Source organism: Pseudomonas caspiana (assembly GCF_040224095.2).
Lineage (GTDB): Bacteria > Pseudomonadota > Gammaproteobacteria > Pseudomonadales > Pseudomonadaceae > Aquipseudomonas > Aquipseudomonas caspiana.
This window is the reverse complement of the sequence record NZ_CP167995.1, coordinates 2,868,603-2,892,513: the sequence shown is the minus strand read 5'-3', so window position 1 is coordinate 2,892,513 and position 23,911 is coordinate 2,868,603. Positions and strand designations below refer to the sequence as shown.

The following is a 23,911-nucleotide window of genomic DNA, read 5'->3' as shown; positions in this document are numbered from 1 at the left end:
GAACCGAGGGTGTCACAGCGATGATCAAGTGTCTTGCTGCATTCTCGACAAAGGCCGGCTAACCGCTATCAAGGTGCCCGCTGAATGACGACCGGCGCTGCTTTACGGTGGGATTTTGCGATTTTGGCCAGCAGTTCAGTGCGAATCTTTTCTGCCTGCTCCTGGCTCGTGTACGGCCCGATCAATAATTGCTGCTTACCGTCAATCGTCACCAGATAAGGCGGATAGCTACGCTCAAGCAGCCAGGCACTGATATCGCTGAGTGCCTCATTGGCATTGATCTGAATTTCCCATTGCGGGGCAGCCTGCGGAGCCTGCACAGCGGTTGCCGCCTGCACCTTGGGGGCTGGCGGAGTCGACTTGTCGACATCACATCCAGCCAGTGCCAGCACCGCCATCATCATTGCCAAATTGCGCACGTCTGCTTGCTCCTTTCAAAAGTGGGCGCAAGTTTAGCACTGCTGTCATCGACAGCGGTCCATTCGGGCTGGCGACACTTCGTCGCTCTCAGACATTAAACAATTGACCAGATCACGCCCAACGGCCGCACCCGCGTGGCGCGCCTCATCGACTGACTGATAGCCCCAGTTACAAATTCTAACGATTGGAACAACTGTACGGCCCGGAATTGTCACTTTTACATGCGCCACAAACTCAACCAGTTCTCCGATGCCCGGCGCACGTATCACCTGGATTTCTATCACCTGTTCACGATAGATGTCCGAAAACGTTCTCTGCGACCTATTCATTTGGATATTGTCCATTGAATGGGTGAACTGTTTGGACAGCTCCGCACGCCAGACGTTGTTAAAAGATATCCGGGTGAATGGTAGGAATGGCATTGGCAGCTATGCTGCCTAAAACCTGTACAGCCTGAAACCAGCCCATAACGGTTCAGCAACAATGCCCAGGGAGATTCGCGTATGTGCCATCGAAACCCGCTGCATTGCATCATTCCCCCTTACATTCTTGAGCATCTCGCTCAATCGCCTCACGCCCGGGTCAGAGCATTGGCCATCACCAACCTGGCCAGCGGCTCGGCGTTTGTTGCATTTCGCACTTCAGCACAGGCGATGCCGACCCTGCTGGCAAGCAAGTCACCCAACGGCAAAAAAAACCGGCTGACGTACGACGCCAAAGGTACCAACAGCCTGCCCGGCAGTCTGGCCCGCGCTGAAGGCCAGCCGGATACCACTGACGCTGCTGTGGATGAAGCCTTCAATGGCTCGGGCGATGTCTACGACTTCTACGAACAACTGTTTGGTCGCAATTCGCTGGACGACAACGGCATGACATTGATTTCCAGCGTCCACGTCGCGGAAGTGGATTTTCAGGGCGGCTTTGTGCCCATGAACAACGCGTTCTGGAATGGCCAGCAGATGGCCTATGGTGATGGCGACGGTGAAGTGTTCGAACGTTTTACCGGCAGTCTGGAAGTCATCGGCCATGAGTTGACCCATGGCGTACAGTCTTTCACCAGCAACCTCAGCTACCAAGGACAATCCGGCGCGCTTAACGAGCACTTTGCCGACGTGTTCGGGATTCTGGTTCGCCAGTGGAAAGAAGGCACTAGCGCCGCTGAATCAAGCTGGGTGATTGGCAAAGAACTGTTGGTCCCGGCCCCGACCCGCCGCGGTATTCGCGACATGGAAAACCCCGGCACGGCTTATGTGAACGACCCGGACCTGGGCGACGACCCTCAACCCGCCACCATGGCCGACCTGTACACCGGCCCCAAGGATAACGGTGGCGTACACATCAATTCCGGCATCGCCAATCGGGCCTTCGTGTTGAGCGCCAAAGCGCTGGGCGGTAATGCCTGGGACGTAGCGGGCAGGATCTGGTACGAAACGCTTCTGCAACTACACAGCACAAGCCAGTTCATCGATTGCGCCAAAATCAGCGTACAAGTCGCAGGCGGCAAGCAATACGGCAGCGCTGCAAGAAAAGCTGTCAAAGCTGCCTGGAAGAAGGTCGGTATTACCGTTTGAGTCTAGTGAGGAGCGTCATCATGAGAGTGTGTTACGTGCAATCCGGCGGATTTATCGGGGCAATTAAAAGCTGCGAAGTGAACACGGCTGACCTGGAACCACCTGAAGCAGACCAGGTAAAGCGCCTGGTGCGCGACAGCGGATTTATCCAGTCCGGTAACTTCCTGTCCGAACAGACTCGGGACCATAAGCAGTACGAGATCACCATTGAAGATGACACCAATGCGATCTGCGTGTCTTTCGATGAGCACAATATCCCGCCAGAAGCGCAAACGTTATTGAGCTACCTGCAAAAGCACGCAAAGCCGGGGAAGCTTTGATTAGAAAATGCAACGAGCTGAATGAAGATACCGTTACTGCAGGAGATGGCCCGCCGTCCATGGCAAAGCACTTGGTGCAGCAGACGCGGGAACTGCAGGAGTGAGCTTGCTCGCGATAGGGTCAGTACAGGCAATACATTCAACGACTCACAGACCGAATCGCAAGCAAAGTGGAGCGCCACGTTTACAACACCAGGATCAAGGCAACCCAAATAGTGGCTATATGATGCTATAGTATTGCCCGGATCCCATCCAGCAGCCCTTCCCGACCTTGCTGTTGCTGGTGCGCCGATCCCATTTAGAGGACGAAATGATCGCACCCATCCTGGCTCTGTATTTCATCTCCACGGGAATATTGGTCATGGGCGCGTTCAATGCCGCCTTGCTGGCCCGCAACAGCGGATACACACGGGCCTGCTGGATGTTTTCGGCCATCTGCCTGGTGTTCACCCTGTTCCAGATATTCAATGCCCTGCAGTACTCGGCGCAGACCGTTCAGGCGGCGCTGTTCGCTCATAAATGGGTGAACTTTTTTTCGCTGCTTTTAGTTCCGCTCAGCAGTTACCTGATAGCGGCATTGGAAAACCGGCCCAAGGCGTATAAAGCCTCTTACCTGGTCGCCGGCGTGGCGCTCTTTGCGATCATCTTCAACGCTGCGACACCGCTGGGCTATCGCTTCAACAGCTTGCACTCCGATAGCCCGAGCGCGTTTGCCTGGGGAGAACAGCTCTACATCATTTCCGGCGAGCCAACCTTTATTTATCAGATCATGCGCGTGCTGAACTTCACGCTGCTGGGCTGGGTCACGCTGTTTTCGCTGAGAATCCGCAAACAGGCCGGATTACTCTCGAATATTGTGATCTGGACCTCCGTTGTCCTGTTACTGACTGCCACCATCCTGACTACTCTGGCCGATGCAGGCGTAATCAAAGTGCCCTACCTCGGTGGCTTTGGCTTCCTGTTTCTGGCTGTCTGGTTTTCGGTCATGGTCAAGGCAAGGATATCCAGAAGCAGGCGGGAAAAAGCACGTATTGATCAGGCGCTTGAGCAAGAGATCAACAGTCACAGAATCGCCAGCGAGCGCTTCGAACATGCACTTCACAACGATCCACTGACTGAACTACCCAATCGTTCCGGAGCATTGGTCCGGCTGCAAAGTCTGATAGCAACTAATAAAAAGAATCAAACCAGGCTGGTGGTGTTTCTGCTGGAGCTTGACCAACTTGCGATCGTCAACGGCACACGCGGCCACAAAGCGGGCGACCAGTTGCTGATCAAAATCGCACAACGCCTTCAGCTCACGACTCGCGACAGTGATCTCATTGCGCGTGTTGGCACCGGCCAATTGTTGGTGGGCGCAAGCGGCGTCAAGAACGACCAGGGTATTACCCGACTGCAAGAGAAGCTGTCCAAAGCGCTGGCGTCGTCCTTCGATGTCGCGGGCAGCCCATTGAAAATCACCTCCAGCGCCGGTGTCGCGGTGTTCCCCGAAGATGCCAGCCAGCCGGAAGACATCCTCGGCGCGGCGGAACTAGCGCTGCATGAAGCCAAGAGTTTCGGCCCCGGCAATCTGCGGGTTTATCATCCAGCGCTCAAAGAAAATATTCAGGAACGGGTCGACTTCGAGGCAGCGCTTGGTCTGGCCCTGGAAAAAGGACAGTTTTTCCTCTGCTACCAACCGCAAGTGCTCGCGTCAGACGGCCGCACGGTATGCCTCGAAGCACTTATCCGCTGGCAGCATCCTGAATATGGTCTGGTCATGCCGGATCGCTTTATTCAAATTGCAGAGTCAATGGGCATCATCGCCGACATGGGCGCCTGGGTGATCGATACCGCCTGTGAACAACTGGCCCGCTGGCATGCCATGGGGTTTGCTGACCTCAAAGTGGCGGTCAACCTGTCAGTACAGCAGTTGTTGGTCACCGACCTCGAAGCAACGGTCACCAACGCCCTGCAGCGGAGCAATCTTCAAGGTCATCATCTGGAACTCGAAATCACCGAGTCGGTGCTCATGCAGGACCCCGAGCGCTCTATCGAGCGGCTTCGTGATCTGCGCCGACTGGGGGTGAGGTTGTCGATCGATGACTTCGGTACCGGCTATTCTTCACTGGGCTACCTGCGAGTCTTGCCGGTGCACGCTTTCAAGCTTGATCGCAGCTTTGTCCGCGATATAGGCAACGGCGGCAAGGATCTGGAGATTTGCGCCACCGCAATTGGCCTGGCAATAAACCTAGGCCTGGAAATCGTCGCCGAAGGCGTTGAAACCGTAGAGCAAATCGAGCAACTGCGAGCATTAGGCTGCCATTTTCTGCAGGGATACTTTTTCGCCAGGCCACTGAGCGCGCAAGCGGCCAGCGACTATCTTGTAACGGAGTTCCAGCGACTGGAGAGCGCTTATTCCCGGCACACCGCAGTGATTTGATAATTGCACTTGCGAATGGCCTTATCTGAAGGTCTGGCTCAGTATTTTCAGGCTGTAATCTACCGCCGCTCAAATAATGGCTTAGTGACACGTGAACGCAGGCCAGCGCCGGAGGTCCATGTCTCATACCATTAAAAGGAGAGGCTGATAAATGGAGCCGTATATGCGCCAGGCAGATATCTTCTCGCCCCTGAGCCTCTTGCGTTATCCTCTGCGGCCCACGGCGTAGATGAACAGCACCTTGCCTGACACCATACAACCCAGCGATGTCATTATTTGCGAGCATTGCGACTCGCTCTACGAGGCTGTGCCTTTGCAAAAAGGTGAGACAGCTTCCTGCGCCCGTTGTGGCGCAGTTCTTGAGCGTGCTCATCGTCTGAGCCTCGAGCAATTGCTGGCACTGACCATCGCCGCCGCTGTGCTGTTCGTTTTTGCCAACGTTTTCCCGGTGATCGACATCAGCATGAAAGGTCTTAGCAACGAGGTCACTCTCTGGTCTTCAGTCGAAGCGCTGGCTCAGGGACGCATCACGTTAATTGCGCTGGTTGCCGGACTGTCGATCATTTTTGCGCCGATGCTACAAATCATCCTGCTGTTCTGGGTCCTTTTGCATGCCCAGAAAGGCACCGTGGCTCCGGGTTTTAAAATGTGCATGCGCGCCCTGGAGCATTTACGGCCCTGGAGCATGCTGGAAGTGTGCATGCTGGGCATCCTGGTGGCGATCGTGAAACTCTCGGGCATGCTCGACGTGCATGCCGGGGTTGGGCTGTGGGCCATGGCGATGTTGATGGTGTTGATTATCCTGATTGCCGGTAAGCACACCCGTCGACTGTGGACCGAGTTGGGAGTACAACCTTCTTGAACAGTATTCCCTTCGCTCGCGAGCGCGGCCTGGCGTTGTGTCATATCTGCGGCTTTGCCTGCCCGGAACACATTCACGAATGTCCTCGGTGTGAATCTGCGGTCCACACTCGCAAGCCCAACAGCATCGTTCGCACCTGGGCGTTTTTGATTGCCGGGCTGATTTTCTATATTCCGGCCAATACGCTCCCGGTCATGTACACCACGATGTTTGGCAATAGCAGCCAGAACACCATCATGAGTGGCGTCATCGAGTTCTTCAAAGGTGGCTCGTGGGACATTGCTCTGCTGATTTTCATCGCCAGTGTCGTGGTGCCCAGCATCAAGTTCGTCGTCCTGGGATTGCTGCTTGTAACCTGCCAGCGGCGCAGTACCTGGGCGATGCGCGAGCGGGCAAAGCTGTATCGTTTTATCGAGCTGATTGGCTATTGGTCAATGCTTGACGTGTTAGTCGTAGCGCTGGTTGCCGCCCTTGTGCAGTTTCATGAGCTCAGCACCATCGAGCCTCGAATTGGCATTCTGTTTTTTGGTTTGGTAGTGGTGATGACGATGTTCGCCGCCATGAGTTTCGATCCCCGGCTCATCTGGGACGCAGAGGTTGAAGATGTCTGACAATACCCTCCCCCCTTCTTCATCGGCCCCACGCCGCCCGGATATCACGCGGCGCCGCGTGCGCGTATCGCTGGTCTGGCTGGTGCCAATCGTCGCCGCGTTGATCGGTCTGTCGATGGCAGTCCATGACTGGATGTCCATCGGCCCGAAAATCACCGTCAGCTTCCAGACGGCAGAGGGGCTGGAGGCTAACAAGACCCAGGTCAAATACAAGAACGTAGTCATCGGAGTGGTGACCGGGATCGAACTCAGCGAGGACCGGACTCACGTTCTGGCGACTATCGAGCTTAACAACAGCGCAGGTCCGTTCACCCGGGAAGACACTCATTTCTGGGTCGTGCGGCCACGTATCGGCGCGCAAGGCGTGTCCGGAGTGGACACCCTGTTGTCCGGCGCATTCATCGGTGCGGACGCGGGCAGTTCGGAAAAAACCAAAAGCGACTTCGAAGGCCTGGAAACCCCGCCGCCAGTGACCTTCGGGGACAGAGGCAAGCGCTTCAAGCTGCACACAGACGATCTCGGCTCACTGGATATTGGCTCACCGGTTTACTACCGCCGCATTCAAGTTGGGCAGGTTGTTTCCTATGAGCTGTCAAAAGACGGTAAAGGTGTTGATATTCAGATCTTCATCAACTCGCCTAATGATCAATATATCTCCACCGACACGCGCTTCTGGAATGCCAGCGGCGTTGACGTCACCGTGGGTGCTTCGGGCCTGAAGATTGACACGCAATCGATGGCATCAATCCTTTCCGGCGGCATCGCCTTCAGAGAACCCAACTGGAGCCCTGACGCTAAACCAGCCGATGAAAATGCCGAATTCCGGATTTTCAATGATCAGGCTGCCGCACTTGCGCCGCCCGATGGCGAACCGCGTTATATCCGGATGCGATTCCAGCAATCCCTGCGCGGTCTGGTGGTTAACGCCCCCGTTGATTTCCTGGGTGTGAATGTCGGTCGCGTCGTGTCCGTGGATCTGGATTACGACCCCGCGACGCAGACGTTTCCAGGGATTGTCGGTGCGGTCATCTACCCGAAACGCCTGGGCGCAGCGGAAGAAAAGCTCCAGCAGTTAGGCGGCACCGGCGACCTCGACCAGCAATCGGCGCGTATTCTGGGAGCATTTGTTTCCCGAGGCCTGCGCGCTCAGATCCGTACGGGCAACTTGCTGACCGGCCAGTTATATATCGCCATGGACTTTGATCCAAAAGCACCGAAAGTGGTGTTCGACCCTAAAGCCCGGCCACTGGAAATACCGACCGTGCCGGGTAGCTTCGATAAGCTGCAAGAGCAGTTGCAAGCCTTCGTCGAGAAGCTCGGCAGGCTGCCTCTCGATGATCTGGCAAGGAATCTCAACGGCAGTTTGAGCGAGTTGCAGAAAACCCTGAAAACCGTCAACGGCACCGTTTTGCCAGAGATGCGCGGTACTCTGCAGCAGGCGCAGAAAACCCTGGGCACGGCCAACGACAGCCTGGCTGAAGACTCCCCTGCTCGCCAGCAACTGGGCCAGGCCATGGATGAAGTGCAGCGCACAGCTCGCTCGGTCCGCGTGTTGACCGACTTCCTCAGCCGTCACCCTGAAGCATTGCTGCGAGGCCGCACTGACGATGCCGCCCCCGGTTCTTACAAATCCCCGTCCTCATCCCGTGCCATCAGACAGGAGCCACAACAATGAGTCTGCGTTTGAAGTTCATGGCATTGGCCGCCGCGCTGGGACTCAGCGCCTGCTCCTCAACGCCGACCCACTACTACACACTGATTGCGCCCATGAGCTCGGCACCGCCCCCTGTCGCAAGCCCTGCTCCGTTCCAGTTCGAAATGCTGCCAGTGTTGATGGCTGTCCAGGTTGACCAGCCGCCGTTAGTCGTGCGCCAAGGCGACGGCAGCCTGGCCATACTGGATGCGGAACGCTGGGGGTCGCCGCTGGGCGATGAGTTCCACGACGCGCTCACGCCACAGCTGGAGCGTCGTTTCGGCGGTCGCGATATGGCCGGGTTGCCGAAGGATCCGTCTCAACCGGTGTTATCACTGCGCGCTGATGTGCGTCGCTTCGAGTCAGTGCCAGGCCAGTACGCGTTGATTGATGTCGTGTGGACCTTGGGTTTACGCAACAACGACGCCAAGCGTCAGAGCCTGACCTGCAGCAGTATTATCCGTGAGCCTGCCGGCCTGGGGATGGAGAATCTGGTGCTGGCGCATCAGCAGGCCGTTTCCAGGCTGGCGGACAGCATCGCCAAAACCGCCACCGCGTGGTCACAACAGACCGGTGCACGCTGCCCTTGAGGTTTTTGAGGTCTTGAGCCACACGTCGCGGCCCTTTAGAGGCCGCTGAGACACCGAATATTCCCCCGATAAACAGTTCGCAGAAGTCGCCGCACAACTAATCAGCCCAGCCCCCAAAGGTGCAATTAGCTGTACGGTTAATTCTGTGTGTTAGCAACTAGCGGCTTATTTTCGTCATATCACGATTGAATCAAGCTGGCGGTCTACGAACCAGGTTCTGGTTATGACACTTATCGCCATTCCCTATATCCGACCGGCCGCCACCGCTTGCAACTTGTTTATTTGAAGCGGTTAACTCTAGTGCGAGGCGGTGCGGATTGCGGTCGTTATCAGGTTAGCCAGTTGTTACCTTCTTCTGCGTCCAGCAAGCCCATTGCCACCCCTGCTCCCAGAAGACAGGAAGAACAAAACCATGGAACAGCCTCTTGATTTACCCACCCTGAAAACGCGCCAACAAGCTGCCTGGGCCAGTGGCGACTACGCGGTAATTGGCACTACGTTGCAACTGGTTGGCGAATTGTTAGCCGAAGCCTGTGATCTGCGCTATGACGAAACAGTGCTTGATGTAGCCGCTGGCAACGGTAATGCGACGCTGGCGGCAGCACGACGGGGTTGCCGTGTCACCTCAACCGACTACGTCAGCGGTTTGCTCGAGCGCGGTCGGGAACGTTCTCGAGCGGAACATTTTGACGTCAGGTTCCTTGAAGCAGACGCCGAAGCGCTGCCCTTTGAAGACGCCACTTTTGATGCGGTGCTGTCGACTTTCGGCGTGATGTTCACCCCGGATCAGCGACAGGCAGCGACGGAGTTGGCCCGTGTCTGCAGACCGGGAGGACGTATTGGTCTTGCCAACTGGACACCTGCGGGCTTTGTCGGGCAGGTCTTTAAAACACTCGGCAGGCATTTGCCTCCTCCACCTGGAGTTAAACCGCCTTCCTTGTGGGGCACTGAAGCGCATCTACGCACACTCTTCAGCGACACGGCTGACGACATTCACATAGAACATCGGCATTTCAACTTTCGTTACCGCTCTGCGGAGCACTTCATTGAAGTCTTCCGCACCTGGTATGGTCCGGTGCACAAAGCCTTTGCCGCGCTCTCAGAAACAGGCGCGGTGACACTGCACCGAGAACTTGCCGAACTCCTGACCCGCCTCAATCGTGGGGGAGAATCCTCGCTGGTGGTACCCAGCGAGTATCTGGAAGTCGTCATTACCCGACGCTGAGGCTATTGCGCGGTGCTGACCATGGCCCGAAGCAGCACCGCGCAACCTGCCGCGAGATCTTCCGGCGTCGCATTTTCGATTTCGTTGTGGCTAATGCCCCCCTCGCACGGCACGAAGATCATCCCGGCAGGGCCCAGCTCTGCGATAAAAATAGCGTCGTGCCCGGCGCCACTGACGATATCCATGTGACTCAACCCTAACTGGGCCGCACTCTGGCGCACGGCATCGACACACAGGCTGTCGAAGTCCAGCGGCGGAAAATCTGCCGTGGGTGTTAATTGATAGCTCAGACCGTGCTGCGCGCAGGCGCTTTCAATCACCTGCTGCAGTTCGTCAACCATTGCCTGCAACTTGTCAGCTTGCAGGTGACGGAAGTCGATGGTCATCTTCACTTCGCCAGGAATCACATTACGCGAGCCCGGATGGATATTGAGACACCCCACCGTGCCACAGGCATGGGGTTGGCTTTGTAACGCGATGCGGTTTACCGCACTGACCACCTGCGCCGCACCAACCAATGCATCCTTGCGCAAAGACATCGGCGTAGGCCCTGCGTGGGCCTCGACGCCTGTCAGGGTCAGGTCAAACCACTTCTGCCCCAGGCAGCCCATGACCACCCCAATGGTTTTCTGCTGATCTTCGAGAATCGGCCCCTGTTCGATATGGGCTTCGAAATACGCGCCTACCGGATGACCGAGCACCGCCCTGCTCCCCGCGTAGCCAATACGCTGCAACTCCTCACCCACTACCAGGCCTTGTTCATCCTGTTTGGCCAGGGTTTCGGCAAGACTCAACTGGCCTGCGAACACCCCCGAGCCCATCATGCACGGTGGGAAGCGCGAGCCCTCTTCATTGGTCCATACGATTACTTCCACGGGAGCTTCGGTCTCCAGACCGAGGTCATTCAGGGTGCGAATAACTTCAAGCCCGGCCATCACACCAAAGCAGCCGTCAAACTTGCCGCCGGTGGGCTGGGTATCAATATGGCTGCCGGTCATCACGGGCGCGCGATCCGGATTACGACCCGGGCGGCGGGCAAAAATGTTACCGATGGCGTCTACGCTCACCGTGCAACCGGCCTCCTCGCACCATTTGACGAACAAGTCGCGTGCCTGACGATCAAGGTCGGTAAGCGCAAGGCGACAAACTCCACCCTTGGTCGTTGCGCCGATTTGCGCCAGATCCATCAATGATTGCCAGAGGCGCTGGCTATTGATCAGCGGTGCGTTGGAGGTGAGCAATGTTGAAGAGGTGAACGGGGTGGTCATGATCGTTTCTCCAATCTAATGGGCACTGACTTTCAGGACTGCAATAAATGCAATCCTTCAGGATGGGAAATGCACTTCCTGTAGGCGTCAGGCCGCGCCAAAACCGGCAATCTTCACCGCCAGCTTCACCAGGCTTAAGTCACTGCCCACCGGGCCCATCAGGGAAATACCCAGCGGAGCTCCGTCTTTCATGGTCAGCGGCATGCTCAACTGCGGCGTACGGCAGAGCACGGAAATGGCCAGCAGGTGATGGGATATGCGTCGGGTTTCTTCGATCTCTTCGTCTTGGGCGCTAAGCAACGGTGCGATATCAGGAACGGTAGGCATCACCAGTACTCGGTCGCCTAACAGCGCTTTCCAGTGCGCAGCAAATCGTTCGCGCAGCGCGCAGGCATCGTTGTACTGCTCGTCAGTGACAGCCTTTGACCAGGCAAAACGGGCCGCGACGTCCGGTCCCAATGCCAACCCTTCACGCTCGATCAGCTCGCCTTGAGCCTGCCACGCTTCCCGACCCTGGATGTAACGGAATGCCCAATAGGCATCGCTCAATGACGGCAGCTCACCTTCAAGCTTTTCCAGCGGGCCGCAGCAGGCGTTGATTTGCGCAATGGCCGGTGCCAGAGCGTCCAGCGATGCTGCCGGCAGCAGCCCGAACAGCGCATCACTGATCAGCAGTTGCGGCACCTCCGGCAACGGTGCCGGATCCTCCCCCAGCAAGCACTCACCGACCAGACCGAACACTTTGGCCTCACGAGCGAAATACCCTGCGGTGTCCATGCTTTCGCACAGCGCCTGAGTATTTGCCAGCGACACCCGGCCATGACTCGGACGCAGCCCGAACAGCCCGCAATAACTGGCCGGGGTGCGCACCGAACCGCCGGTGTCGCTGCCCATGGCGAAATCACACAAGTGGTTGGAGACCGCAGATGCAGAGCCCGACGACGAGCCACCCGGAATCCGGTCGTGGGCCGCACCGTTGCGCGGCGTGCCGTAATGGGCGTTTTTGCCACTCATCGAGAACGCCATTTCATTGGTGTGCGCCTTGCCCACCAGTTCGGCCCCCGCGTCCAGCAAACGCTGGATGGTGGGCGCAGTCTGGGTCTTGATGCCGGACATGGCCAGCACATGAGGATTACCTCCCCCGGTTGGATAACCCGCTACGTCAAAAAGATCTTTGGCGGCAAACGTGTAACCCGCCAAAGGACCGCTGGCCGCACGAGGTACATCAACGTGGGGATAAGGCATGAAAGCAAATGCAGAATCGGTCATGTCATGGACTCACAAACGGAATGAACGGGAGCCTGACTCCAGTGATGGCAACTCACGGAGTGCTCAGCAAGAATCTCTTCGATGGCCGGAACTTCGCTACGGCAAATATCGCTGGCACGCGGGCAACGTGGCGCGAAGGCGCAGCCTGCTGGCAAGTTGGCTAAATCAGGAGGCGCGCCGGGAATGCTGATCAGCCGCTCGCCCTTGCGCAGCCCGTCCTTGGGGCGGGTGCCGAGTAAAACCCGGGTGTAGGGGTGCTGAGGATTATCCAGCAGCTCAGCCAGCGGTGCCTGCTCAACGATGCGCCCGCCGTACATCACCGCAACCCGGTCAGCGACCTCAACGGCAGCGCCAATGTCGTGGGTCACGAAGATGATCGACAGACCCAGTGCCTGCTGCAATTCACGCAGCAGGATCAGAATCTGGATCTGCACCGTGGCGTCCAGCGCCGTAGTCGGCTCATCGGCAAGCAGGATCTGTGGTTTGCAAGCGAGCGCCAACGCGATCATCGCCCGCTGCCGCATACCGCCCGACATCTCGTGGGGATAGGCATCCAGACGCTGCTCGGGACTTGGAATGCGCACACTGCGCAAGGCTTCAAGTGCCGCCGCGCGGGCTTCAGCCTTGGACATGGAGCCGTGACGGCGCAGCGCCTCAATGATTTGCTGACCAATCGTGTAAACCGGGTCAAGCGCCAGCAGCGGTTCCTGAAAAATCATCGAAGCCACCGGCCCGCGCAACGCTTGCAGCTGGCTGCGGGACAGCTTCATCAGGTTCTGTCCGGCGATATCGATCTGCCCTTCGATAGTCGTAGAGCGTTCTGAATGCAGGCGCATCAACGCCCGCAAGGTGACACTTTTGCCTGAGCCCGACTCGCCAATCAGCGCCAGCACTTCACCGCGAGCCACTTGCAGGCTAACGCCGTTGACCGCCGATAATGTCTGCCCGCCTCGCTTGAAACGGACCTTGAGGTCACGCACGGCAACCATGGGTTGTTCGCTCATGCCAGTGCTCCTCTGTGAATCAGTTGCGCCGATGGGCTGCGGCTATGCCCGCCGCCTGGCTGAACCATCAGGCAGGCCGCCTGATGCCCTGCACCTGTCTCGGTCAGCGCGGGGGCGGTCTGCCCGCAAATCGCTTCTGCGTGGGGGCAGCGCGTGTGAAAACGACAGCCTGAAGGCGGATTGATCGGGCTGGGTGGGTCGCCGGATAGCGGCGAAACCAGCGTGCGATGGGCCGGATCCATCGACGGCATGGAGGTCAGCAACGCTTGGGTGTACGGGTGCTGCGCGTCGGAGAACAACGCTTCAGCCGGGCCAATCTCGACGATCTCGCCCAGGTACATGACCATGATCCGATCGGACAGGTAACGCACCACATGCAAGTCGTGGCTGATGAAGACATACGTGAGTTGCAGACTGTCCTTGAGGTCCAGTAGCAGGTTCAGAACCTGCGCCTCAACCGACTTGTCCAGCGCCGAGACTGCCTCATCGAGGATCACCAGCCGTGGATCCACCGCCAGTGCCCGGGCGATATTCACCCGCTGACGTTGACCGCCGGAAAGTTCATGGGCGTAACGACCGGCGAAGCGCGTCGGCTCCAGCCCTACCCGGCCCAGCAGGTCACGGGCGCGCAGCAGTGAGTCTTTCTGGCTGACGCCGTGTACGGACGGACCGAACGCGACCGACTGTTCCATGGTGAGGCGTGGGTTCAAGGACGAATAGCTGTCCTGGAAGACCATTTGCACCTGGCGCCGGTAATCACGCAACGGCAACTGATGGCCGCCAACCGTCATCGCGTCGAAGACCAGTTCGCCGCTGTCGTGCTCAATCAACTGCATCAACAGCCGTGCGGTAGTCGATTTGCCGCAGCCGGACTCACCGACCACGCCAAGGGTTTCGCCCTTGTGCACAGCGAAGTTGATGCCATCCACGGCACGAACCACGCTGCGTTTGCCCAGTGCGCCTTTGACCGGGAAGTGCTTGACCAGATTTTCCACTTTCAGCAGTGGCTGCGCTGGACCGCCAATATCGCGCTTGGTCATCGTCAGCTCCTGATTGCCATGGCTGCCCGCAACCGGTCGGCGAGCACGTTGAAAGAAATCGAAGTGATGAAGATCATTGCCCCCGGCAAGGCTGAAACCAGCGGTTGGGTGTAGATCGCGGTGCGCAGGGTATTGAGCATCAGGCCCCACTCAGGCTCCGGCGGCGTGACGCCCAGCCCGAGAAACGACAAGCCCGAAGCGAGGATCATCGACACCGAAATCAGCCCCGTGGTGAACACGAAAATCGGCCCCAGCACATTGCCCAACACCTGAGTGCGAATAATCGTGAATGAACCCGCCCCCGAGGCACGCGCCGCTTCGATGTAATCCCGATTACGGACCTGAGTGGTCACGCTTTCAGCAATCCGCGCCACTTGCGGCACGAAGACCAGCGTCAGTGACAGCAAGGCGTTGTTGACTCCGGCGCCCAACGCTCCCGAGAAAGCGATCGCCAGCAACACCGACGGGAATGCGTAGAACACGTCCACGGTGCGCATGATCAGGCTGTTCAGCCAGCCACCGAAGTAACCGGCAATGACCCCAATCGCGCCGCCGATAAAGAAGGCAAAGATCACCGGTGTGATGCCCATGAACAACGACAAACGTGCACCCAGCATCAGACGCGACAGCAGATCACGCCCCAATTCATCCGTGCCCAACGGGAAGCCTTCGGTGCCGATCGGCTTCAGGCGTTTGAACATGGAAGTAGTGAACGCGTCGCCCGGCACGATCCATGGCCCGAACACAGCAAGCAGCAGCAACACGAAAATGATCGTGCCCACGAACAGCGCCACCGGATCCCGGCGCACGCGACCAAACACTTCACTCCAGTAGCCCGGCGAGCTTTCGACGGGGGCAATGACCGGCGCGGCCGGTCGCAAAATCGACAGGTTCATGCTCAGCCCCTTTTGATACGTGGATCGAGCAACGTCTGCAGGATGTCCACCAGCAGATTGAGTGCCACGAAAAACAGAGCCAGGACCCAGATCGTGCCTTGCAGCAACGGCAAGTCACGCTGAAAGATTGCTGAGTTGAGCAGCAAGCCAGTGCCGGGCCACGCGAACACGGTTTCCACCAGAATCGAGCCGCCCATCAAGTAACCGATCTGCAAGCCCATCACCGCCATCGCGGTAGGCGCTGCGTTTTTCACCACATGGCGGAACAGGCCCCATTCACTCAGACCTTTGGCGCGCAGCCCGATAATGAATTCCTGCGCCAGTGTTTCCGCCACCTGAGCACGCACGGTGCGGGCAATGATTCCGGTGGGGATGACCGACAAGGTGATGGCCGGAAGAATCATGAACTGCAGATGCGCCCAATCCCACGCCCACGCGGCTTGCCCCAGCGGGCCACCCCCAGTTGCGGGCAGCCAGCCCAACTGCGAAGAGAAGATGATCACCATCAACATGCCGAGCCAGTAATGCGGGACGCTGACACCCACCGCAGAAATAGCCGACGCTACGCGATCAAGCCAGCTGTCCTGAAAATAGCCGCCGACGAAGCCGAACAGGCTGCCCAGGACAAAACCGATCAGGGTTGCCAGCAACGCCAGCCGCAAGGAGTAACCCACTGCGCCCATCACTTCGGCAGTGACCGGACGGCCACTGGCAATCGACATGCCCAGGTCACCCTGTACGGCATGCCATAGCCAAAGGCCAAACTGCACCGGCAGCGGTTTGTCGAATCCATAGGCCTGGATCAACTGCATACGCAATGCTTCGGACGCATCAGGCGGCATGACCGAAACCAGCGGGTCGCCTGGAGCCATTTGCACGAGCATGAAACACACCAGCGCCACGCCCAGCAAAATAGGCGTCGCCAGTAGGATGCGACGCAAGATATAGGAAAGCATAAGGTCGCCTCACACGGTTTTTTTGTGGGAGCAGAGCTTGCTCGCGATAAGGCTGGATGCGATTTCGCTTTAGATCGCGTCCAGCCTTATCGCGGGCAAGCACCGCTCCCACAGGTTCTGCGCAATCCTGGAGGACCCGCTGAAGGTCTCAGGCTTCTTAGTCCTGTTTGGAGACCAGCGTCAGGTCGATGAACCAGCTCTGCGCCGGCACCACGCCTTTGATTTTTGGCGAAATGGCACGTGGGCCTACGTCGTGCGCGACGTACAGGAACGGTGCCTCATCGACGATCGCGGCGTTGAGCTTACCGGCTGCTTCATCCAGCGCTTTCGGGTCGAAGGAGTTGCGCACGGTCGTGATCAGCTTCTCGACTTCCGGGTTGGCGAAATAGCCCCAGTTGTTGGAAACCGGCGGGAAGGCTTTCTCGCTGGCAAAGCGCACCATGCCGAAGTACGGGTCCATCACAGCTGCGCTGACATTGATCGCATTGGCGCCTTGTGCTGCCGGGTCTTTAGCCCCCAGACGCCAGCCACTGAACAGGGTGTTCCACTCCGTGACGGCGATTTCCACGTCGAAGTAGCAACCCTTGAGGCTCTGCTGAATGTACTCGTTCATCGGCAACGGCTGCATTTGCCCCGAGCCGGAAGCCGAGGTCAGCACTTTGACCTTGATCGGTTTGGCTTTGCTGTAACCGGCCTCGGTCATCAGTTTCTGCGCGGCCTCCTGATCGTATTTGATCTTGAAGGACGGGTTGCCGTACCACGGCGAGTCCTTCTCGTAGGTCCCGGTGGCTTCCTGCATGTAGCCGCCCAGATAAGCCTTCAGTTCACTGCGGTCCAGACACAGGTTGGCTGCCTGACGGACACGCTTGTCCAGCCATGGCGAACCCGGTGCGAAGGAGAACTGCCATGGCCACAGGTGCGGCTGAGCGTTCGAGTAAATCTTGAAATCCTTGCTTTTGATCTGGTCCATGGCGTCCGGCGCGGGCGCTTCAATCCAGTCCACCTGACCGGACAACAGCGCCGCGGTTCGGGCGTTGGCTTCTGGCAACGGGATCAACTCGACGCGATCAACCTTGGGCACACGCTTGGCGTCCCAGTAGTCCGGGTTCTTGTCCAGCACCAGTACCTGACGCGGCACCATACGGTTCATCTTGAACGGGCCGGTGCCCGAAGAGTGGCTGGCGAACGCGGTCCAGGCTTGCTTGGATCGCTCGGCGGGGTCGGTTGTGGTGGCTGGCACAGCATCGAAATCTTTCTGCCAGGCCACGGGCGAAGCCATGAACAGATTGGTCAGGTTGTACGGCAGTACCGCGTCCGGCTCGCTGGTGGTCAGCTCGACGGTCAGGTCATCGATCTTCTTGGCGCTGCGCAAGGTCGGCATGCGGGATACGGTCACGCCAATCTGTCCAGGGGCATATTGCGGGGCCTGTTTGTCGAGCACCTTATTAACGTTCCAGACCACAGCATCAGCGTTGAAAGCCGAGCCGTCGTGGAACTTCACACCGGGACGCAGCTTGAAAATCCACTTGGTGTGATCATCCGGGTTGACCGCCCACTCGGTGGCAAGCCCCGGCACCAATGCGCTGGGCTTTTCGGCCTGGGACAAATCCCACTCGACCAATGAGTCAAACATAGTGATACCGGTGAAACGGTTGCCTTCATACCCCTGATCCGGCTGGCCGTGAGTCAGCGGAATGTCTGCTGCGGTCATGGCAATACGCAAAGTGCTGTCGGCCATCGCCGCCAATGGCGACATAGCACTGATCGCTACCGAGCAAGCAAGAGCCAGTCGGGTCAAACTACGTGCGCGGGTTACTGAAGCATGCGTCATGGCGAGTTTCCCATCAGTCAGGTAAGGAGAGCTGACAGGTGCAACGCAATGGGCATACCAACTTTTTCCAGCGCAAATAGCATCGCGCAGCATTTAGAGAAATAAATGATGCTTTTCAGTCAGTTACAAAACATTAAAAAACACTGAAAAAAATAACCCAAACGTTTGGGTAGTGTTGCGCAGCGGTTCGTGCAATCTTTTGGTACGCAGCGCTCCATGCTGGCGCAAAGACCCTGCGCACATCAGAATTCGCGACAAAACTGCGTGAATCATTTGGCGAAATGCGAACATTGCGCCCTGCTCACCCGCGTTACGAGGCATGCCCCTATGAACAGACGCCCAGCCACGCTTCGCGGTATAGCCCAGCAACTCAACGTGCATGTCTCAACCGTGTCCCGCGTGCTCAATGGCACTCTGGATCATGCGGGTCGGGCGGCGTCCAAAGACACTATTGAACGCATTCGCGCCCTCGCCGCCAGCCTTGATTACCAACCCAATACCCACGCACGCACCCTGAAGACCCGGCACAGTCGAGAAATCGCGATTCTGGTCCCGAGACTTTCAGACATCGTGCTGGCCACGGTTTATGAAGGCATCGACGAAGCCGCCAGCGCACGTCGTTATACCTCGTTCGTCGCCAATACCCTCGATCGTCCGGAACGCCAGCGAGAACTGGCCGAACGTGCCCTGGCGCGTAATGTTGAAGGCTTGATCATCAGCGATGTGCATTGCACCCCGGAACCGGGATTTCTAGAGGAGCTGGCGGAGCGGCAAGTACCATTCGTGCTGGTCAGCCGCAGACGTGGTCAGCATTGCTCAGTGACCTCGGACGACGAGATGGGAGGTCGCCTCGCCGCTGAGCACTTGTTTACTCAAGGTCATACTCGCGTCGCGGTGATCGCCGGCGAAGCGCACAGCAGCAACTCCAGCGAACGCACCGCGAGCTTTGTCGCTTACTACCGAGAACGCGGCATTATCATTGCGCCAGAATGCATTGTGCCTGGTCACTTCGACACCGCAGCGGGTTTCAGCACGGGCGAATACCTGCTCAATCTTGCACAACCGCCCACGGCGATCTTTGCGGTCAACGACTTCCTGGCGATCGGCCTGTTCGGGGCCATGCGCAATCGCGGTCTGGTCGCTGGGCGGGATATCGCGGTGGTCGGCTATAACGACACGCCGCTGGCTGCGCACCTGCAACTGACCAGCATCAGCACCAGCATGCATGCGCAAGGCGTACGCGCGGTAGAGACCCTGCTGCAACGCATAGCGGGTGAACCGGTGCAGTCGCATCGCTTCCCGACCGTGCTCACCGTGCGGGATAGCAGTTGTTGCAAACCACTGAGTTGAAATACCTCACTCATCAAACAACATGCAAACTGCTGGATTGAAATGCATTTCCTGTAGGAGCTGCCGAAGGCTGCGAAGCATTTATCCTGACACACCGTGATCGCAGCCTTCGGCAGCTCCTACAGGTCCTGTGTTTGCCGCACAACGCCTGTAAAGACCAGTCTTCCAACTCACGCAGCAACCTGGCGCGCCGTTAGCGTCACCCAATACCGCGTCCGGGTTTGCACTTGCAAAGGCAAGGTAGCAGCGAGCAGGAACAGGATCTTGTCAGTGTCATCCAGGCGGAAGGTACCGGTGACCCTCAACGATTCCAGCGCTGGGTCCCAGCGCAGGATGCCTGGTCGATAGCGGCTCAGATTTTCCAGAAAGCGACCCAGCGGCTGGTTTTCCACGCTTAGCACTCCCTGCCGCCAACCAGGCTGCCGGGTATCGAAAGGCTGCACCGAGGTAATCGCGTCTGCGCTCATGGTCGCTCGCTGGCCGGCTTGCAAACGCATCGACTGACCCTGCTGCGGAGTGAGTTCAACCATGCCGCGCCAAACCGAGACCTGACAGCTTTGTCCGCGCTGACGGATACACAACTCGGCGCCAGTCGCCAACACCAGCCCTTGACCGGTCTTGATGGTCATTGCCGGGGCATTGCTGGCCATGTTCAGCGCCATCTCGCCCTCAATCAGCGACAATAGCCGCCTGCCCTGCTCCAGATCCATATTCAGAGCAGTCGCGGTGTCCAGCTGAAGCAGGCTGCCATCTGGCAAACGTAAGTCTCTGCGCTCCCCCGATGCAGTGCGCAGGTCAGCGCGCCACGCGGCAACCGGCGTTTGCTGGGCCAGCAACCAGCCAGCAGGCAACAAAGCGGCGACTATCAACGTGCGTTTGAGCACCGCACGACGTCCAGAATCGGGTCGATCAAGACTGGCCATCGCCAACTCTGGCGGCAACCCGGCAAAACGCTGACGCAGGCCCTGAGCCTTCTGCCAGGTCTGCTCGTGATGAGTGGACTGCTCGCGCCAACGCTGCAAGCGTGCCCGGTCTTCGGCATTGGCGCCGCCGGACTCCAGCAGGACCAGAAAGTCTGCTGCGTCTTCAGCAATCTGCCGGGACTGCGTAGCGCTGTTCATAGCTCGACCATCAGGCAATGAGTGTAAGCCTGAGCCATGTAGCGTTTTACCGTTCGCTCGCAGACCTGCAAGCGCTCCGCAATCTGCGAGTAATTGAGACCTTCCAGTTGCGCCCAGAGAAATGCACGGCGCACGGGCAAAGGCAGCGCGTCGAGCAGTTCATCGAGTGCTTGCAGGGTTTCCAGCAGAACCCAACGCTGTTCAGGTGACGGAATCACATGTTCGGGCAACGTCGCCAGCGCTTGAAGATAGGCCTGCTCGACGCTGCGACGCTGGTAGTGGTTGATCAGCAGGCGCTTGCCTACCGTCAGCAAGTAAGCACGCGGCTCACGCAATGAGCTCAGTGGTTCGCTGTGCTGGCTGGCCAGCACTTTGACGAACGTATCCTGACTAAGATCGGCAGCATCCCATGCATTGCCAAGGCGACCGCGCAGCCAGCTTTCCAGCCAGCTGCGATGATCGCGGTAGAAACTTTCCAGGGTAGGCTCCAACGGCCCTGCTGCTTCCCTCATCGTCAACCGCTCACTGTGAGTCACTACTTAAAATGAGAATCATTCTAATTAGTTCGGAGGCGAGCGCCAACTTTATTTGTTGAGTTTGCGGTGTGTGCCAGTTTTGCGGCGCCCAAATCGCGGGAAAGCACCGCTCCCACATTAGATCGCACTCCCCCGTGTGAGAGCGGTGCTTGGTCCGGGCCGCATCCGGACGATTTGGGCGCTAAAAATCTTTCCTGAAATAACCTCTCAGGAAGTCTCCCCGACATCTCAACGCCGCTTCATCCGGTCTATGATCACCGCCAGCAACAGGATCGACCCGCGGATCACGTACTGATAAAACGTATCGATGTTCTTCAGGTTCATCGCATTTTCTATGATTGCCAGAATCAACACCCCGGCAATCACATGGCGGATCATGCCAATCCCGCCACTCAGCGACACACCGCCCAGCACGCAAGCGGAAATCACCGTCAGCTCAAAGCCCTGCCCGATCATGGGCTGACCGGACGTCATCCGCGACGCCAGCACCACGCCCGCCAGCGCACCGATCAGACCATGTACCGCGAAGATAATGATCTTGGTGCGATCCACATGCACACCGGCCAGCAACGCCGCTTCCTGGTTACCACCAATCGCCAGGGAGTTACGCCCGTAAGTTGTGTAATTCAACAGCCAGCCGAAAAAGGCAAAACACACGATGGTGATCAGAATCGGCACCGGTACGCCGTACAGCTGGCCGTTACCGAATACGAAGAAATCTTCGTTGGAGACGCCCACCGCCTTGCCATTTGAAAAGATGTACGCAAGGCCACGAACAATCTGCATCGTCGCCAACGTCGCGATCAGTGCGTTGATGCGCAGCTTGGCAATCACAATCCCGTTGATCAGCCCTACTACGAGGCCCATGGCCAACGCGGCGGAGATGCCGAGAAACAGGCTGTCCGTATCGCGAATCACGATCCCGGCGATCACACCTGAGCAAGCCAGCACCGAGCCCACCGACAAATCGAAATGCCCGGATGCCAGGCAAAACAACATGGTGCAGGCGGCGATGCCCACGGTGGAAATCGCCAGCCCCAGACCACGCATGTTCAGGGGTGACATGAAGTTATCGATGAGAAGCGTGCAGAGCACAAAGATGCCCACGGCGGCCATCAGCATCGCCCAGTCATCAATGAAACGACGCACGTTAAGGCCCTGACGCGGAGCCGTCAGACTGGATTCGGTAGACATACGCACCTCTTTCTTGTTTTTCATTCTTGTTTTTCTGCTTGTGCGACACGTAGCGGGTCCGTGTCAGACACGGGTTCGCGGCAATGCCAGTTGCAACAGACGCGCTTCATTTGCTTCGTCGCGATTGAGTTCGCCGGTAATAGCGCCTTCACTCATGACTAGAATCCGGTCAGCAATACCCATGACTTCCATCAAGTCACTGGACACTACGATTACCGCAATGCCGTCAGCCGCCAGGTTATGGATGATCTGGTAAATCTCGGACTTGGCACCGATATCGATACCTCGCGTCGGCTCATCCAGCAGCAGGACTTTCATGGGCATCGACAGCCAGCGCCCGAGGATCGCCTTCTGTTGATTGCCCCCGGAGAGAAACAGCATTTGCTGATCCGGCGAAGGGGTTTTGACGTTCATTGCCTGAATCTGGTGTTTGGCGTTGCTCTTCTCCCAGCGGCCCTGAATCAGGCAGCCCATCGTCACGTGGCGTGGACGCGCACCAATGTTGATGTTTTCGGCAACGCTGGAGAGCGGCACGATGCCTTCTTTCTTGCGGTCTTCTGGGCATAGCAGGATTCCTGCAGCAATCGCATCACGAGGGGAACGAAGCTCAAGGTTCTTGCCGTCGATCTGCAACGTACCGGACTTGCTGCGCGTCAGGCCCGATAACATGCGGAACATCTCGGTACGACCAGCCCCCACCAATCCAAAGAAGCCCAGCACTTCGCCTTTTTGCACGGCGAACGTCACCGGTTCCTGCAAACCAGGCCCCAGTAGCCCGGTGACCCGCAAGCCGGGCCCCTGATGCTGTCTTGGCCGATAGTTGTAAATGTCCTGAATATCGCGACCGACCATGCAGGTCACCAACCGGTCGTGGTCCAGCTCAGCCATATCTTCGAACGTGCGCACGAAGCGCCCGTCCTTGAACACCGTGACGGCATCGCAAACACGGAAGATTTCTTCCATGCGATGGGACACATAAAGGATCACCCGGCCTTCGTCCCGCAGCTTGACGATGATTGCCATCAAGCGATCGATTTCCCGCGCCGACAGGCTGCTGGTGGGTTCATCGAACGCAATCACATGGGCGTTACGTGACATGGCCTTGGCGATTTCCACCAGTTGCCGCTGACCGAGTGACAAGTCGCCAAGCCGGGTCGACGGATCAATCTCGTCGGCCAGCCCTTTGAGCAGCTCCCGCGCCTGACGCAACATGGCGCGGCGGTTGACCATGCCCCAGCGGCTCGGCATGTGGCCGAGCAGCAGGTTCTCGGCGACAGACATCTCAGGCACCAGTTGCAGTTCCTGGTGAATGACCGCGACACCGGCAGCAATGCTGTCGGCGGTGGATTTGAAGGTGTAAGCCTGCTCACCAATCGACAAGTTGCCGCTGCTCGGCTGATAGGAGCCGCCAAGGATTTTCAACAGCGTGGACTTGCCCGCGCCGTTCTCGCCCATCAGCGCATGAACGCTGCCGGGACGTGCTTCAAAAGTGATCTCCGACAGTGCGCGCACGCCGGGAAAGGTTTTGCCGATACCGTTAAAGCGCAGGCTGCCTGCGGGTACAGGCTGTGAGGCGGATTTGACAGTAGCTTGCGATTGCATGAAACCTCCCATTATCAGGATCGAACACCATTCCTGTAGGAGCTAGCTTGCTTGCGATGGCGCCGGGTCAGGCGATAATTTATTCGCTGATATACCGACATCGCGAGCAAGCTCACTCCTACAGGGTCCC

The 23,911-nt window shown here is 58.0% G+C and carries 21 protein-coding genes; 9 read left to right on the top strand and 12 right to left on the bottom strand.

Going from position 1 to position 23,911, the window contains the following annotated elements; all coding sequences use genetic code 11:
* Positions 1-68 precede the first annotated feature (68 nt).
* Positions 69-419, bottom strand: a complete 351-nt coding sequence (locus ABRP31_RS13255) for an SPOR domain-containing protein (protein WP_087273509.1) — start codon at positions 417-419, stop codon at positions 69-71.
* 504 nt (positions 420-923) lie between these two features.
* On the opposite strand from ABRP31_RS13255, the gene ABRP31_RS13250 reads away from it, so the two are divergent.
* From ABRP31_RS13250 to ABRP31_RS13215, 8 genes are all read left to right on the top strand, one after another.
* On the top strand, positions 924-1,991 hold the full coding sequence (locus ABRP31_RS13250; protein ID WP_349972024.1) for a M4 family metallopeptidase: 1,068 nt from the start codon (positions 924-926) through the stop codon (positions 1,989-1,991).
* 20 nt (positions 1,992-2,011) lie between these two features.
* Positions 2,012-2,311: a protealysin inhibitor emfourin gene (locus tag ABRP31_RS13245; RefSeq protein ID WP_087273504.1), complete on the top strand. Its 300-nt coding sequence runs from the start codon at positions 2,012-2,014 to the stop codon at positions 2,309-2,311.
* A 310-nt stretch (positions 2,312-2,621) separates the two neighbouring features.
* Positions 2,622-4,733 carry a bifunctional diguanylate cyclase/phosphodiesterase gene (locus ABRP31_RS13240; RefSeq protein ID WP_349972023.1) on the top strand — a complete coding sequence of 704 codons (2,112 nt, stop codon included), beginning with the start codon at positions 2,622-2,624 and terminating at the stop codon, positions 4,731-4,733.
* A 241-nt stretch (positions 4,734-4,974) separates the two neighbouring features.
* Positions 4,975-5,595 (top strand): paraquat-inducible protein A, encoded by a 621-nt coding sequence (locus ABRP31_RS13235; RefSeq protein ID WP_238599633.1) that lies wholly within the window; start codon positions 4,975-4,977, stop codon positions 5,593-5,595.
* Complete coding sequence (locus tag ABRP31_RS13230; RefSeq protein WP_349972022.1) at positions 5,592-6,206, top strand: paraquat-inducible protein A; 615 nt, start codon at positions 5,592-5,594, stop codon at positions 6,204-6,206. Before ABRP31_RS13235 ends, ABRP31_RS13230 begins: the two co-directional genes overlap by 4 nt.
* A complete protein-coding gene (locus ABRP31_RS13225) occupies positions 6,199-7,881 on the top strand; it encodes an MlaD family protein (RefSeq protein WP_349972021.1) in 1,683 nt (560 codons plus the stop codon). The genes ABRP31_RS13230 and ABRP31_RS13225 overlap by 8 nt, the downstream gene beginning before the upstream one ends.
* Entirely contained in the window at positions 7,878-8,489 is a 612-nt protein-coding gene (locus tag ABRP31_RS13220) for a PqiC family protein (RefSeq protein ID WP_349972020.1), read from the top strand. The genes ABRP31_RS13225 and ABRP31_RS13220 overlap by 4 nt, the downstream gene beginning before the upstream one ends.
* 412 nt (positions 8,490-8,901) lie before the next feature.
* Positions 8,902-9,714: a class I SAM-dependent methyltransferase gene (locus ABRP31_RS13215; protein ID WP_349972018.1), complete on the top strand. Its 813-nt coding sequence runs from the start codon at positions 8,902-8,904 to the stop codon at positions 9,712-9,714.
* 2 nt (positions 9,715-9,716) lie between these two features.
* Here ABRP31_RS13215 and ABRP31_RS13210 read toward each other — a convergent pair whose 3' ends face one another.
* The 7 genes from ABRP31_RS13210 to ABRP31_RS13180 all read right to left on the bottom strand — a co-directional run bounded on the left by ABRP31_RS13210 (position 9,717) and on the right by ABRP31_RS13180 (position 17,978).
* A complete protein-coding gene (locus ABRP31_RS13210) occupies positions 9,717-10,982 on the bottom strand; it encodes a Zn-dependent hydrolase (RefSeq protein WP_349972017.1) in 1,266 nt (421 codons plus the stop codon).
* A gap of 87 nt (positions 10,983-11,069) precedes the next feature.
* Complete coding sequence (locus ABRP31_RS13205) at positions 11,070-12,251, bottom strand: amidase (protein WP_349972015.1); 1,182 nt, start codon at positions 12,249-12,251, stop codon at positions 11,070-11,072.
* Complete coding sequence (locus ABRP31_RS13200; protein ID WP_349972014.1) at positions 12,248-13,255, bottom strand: ABC transporter ATP-binding protein; 1,008 nt, start codon at positions 13,253-13,255, stop codon at positions 12,248-12,250. Before ABRP31_RS13200 ends, ABRP31_RS13205 begins: the two co-directional genes overlap by 4 nt.
* Complete coding sequence (locus ABRP31_RS13195) at positions 13,252-14,295, bottom strand: ABC transporter ATP-binding protein (protein WP_349972012.1); 1,044 nt, start codon at positions 14,293-14,295, stop codon at positions 13,252-13,254. The genes ABRP31_RS13200 and ABRP31_RS13195 overlap by 4 nt, the downstream gene beginning before the upstream one ends.
* Positions 14,296-14,297: 2 nt before the next feature.
* Positions 14,298-15,191: an ABC transporter permease gene (locus tag ABRP31_RS13190; protein WP_027900788.1), complete on the bottom strand. Its 894-nt coding sequence runs from the start codon at positions 15,189-15,191 to the stop codon at positions 14,298-14,300.
* A gap of 2 nt (positions 15,192-15,193) precedes the next feature.
* Positions 15,194-16,147: an ABC transporter permease gene (locus ABRP31_RS13185; RefSeq protein WP_349972010.1), complete on the bottom strand. Its 954-nt coding sequence runs from the start codon at positions 16,145-16,147 to the stop codon at positions 15,194-15,196.
* Between the two features lie 157 nt (positions 16,148-16,304).
* Positions 16,305-17,978, bottom strand: coding sequence for an ABC transporter substrate-binding protein (locus tag ABRP31_RS13180; RefSeq protein WP_087273480.1), 1,674 nt, complete (start codon positions 17,976-17,978; stop codon positions 16,305-16,307).
* A gap of 327 nt (positions 17,979-18,305) precedes the next feature.
* Here ABRP31_RS13180 and ABRP31_RS13175 point away from each other — a divergent pair, with 327 nt between their 5' ends.
* Positions 18,306-19,328: a substrate-binding domain-containing protein gene (locus ABRP31_RS13175; RefSeq protein ID WP_349972008.1), complete on the top strand. Its 1,023-nt coding sequence runs from the start codon at positions 18,306-18,308 to the stop codon at positions 19,326-19,328.
* A 170-nt stretch (positions 19,329-19,498) separates the two neighbouring features.
* Here ABRP31_RS13175 and ABRP31_RS13170 read toward each other — a convergent pair whose 3' ends face one another.
* From ABRP31_RS13170 to araG, 4 genes are all read right to left on the bottom strand, one after another.
* A complete protein-coding gene (locus ABRP31_RS13170) occupies positions 19,499-20,449 on the bottom strand; it encodes a FecR domain-containing protein (RefSeq protein WP_087273476.1) in 951 nt (316 codons plus the stop codon).
* Complete coding sequence (locus ABRP31_RS13165; protein ID WP_087273475.1) at positions 20,446-20,961, bottom strand: sigma-70 family RNA polymerase sigma factor; 516 nt, start codon at positions 20,959-20,961, stop codon at positions 20,446-20,448. The genes ABRP31_RS13170 and ABRP31_RS13165 overlap by 4 nt, the downstream gene beginning before the upstream one ends.
* 252 nt (positions 20,962-21,213) lie before the next feature.
* Entirely contained in the window at positions 21,214-22,179 is a 966-nt protein-coding gene (araH, locus tag ABRP31_RS13160; RefSeq protein WP_027902022.1) for an L-arabinose ABC transporter permease AraH, read from the bottom strand.
* Positions 22,180-22,242: 63 nt separating this feature from the next.
* Positions 22,243-23,781 (bottom strand): L-arabinose ABC transporter ATP-binding protein AraG, encoded by a 1,539-nt coding sequence (gene araG, locus ABRP31_RS13155; protein ID WP_349972007.1) that lies wholly within the window; start codon positions 23,779-23,781, stop codon positions 22,243-22,245.
* Positions 23,782-23,911 lie beyond the last annotated feature (130 nt).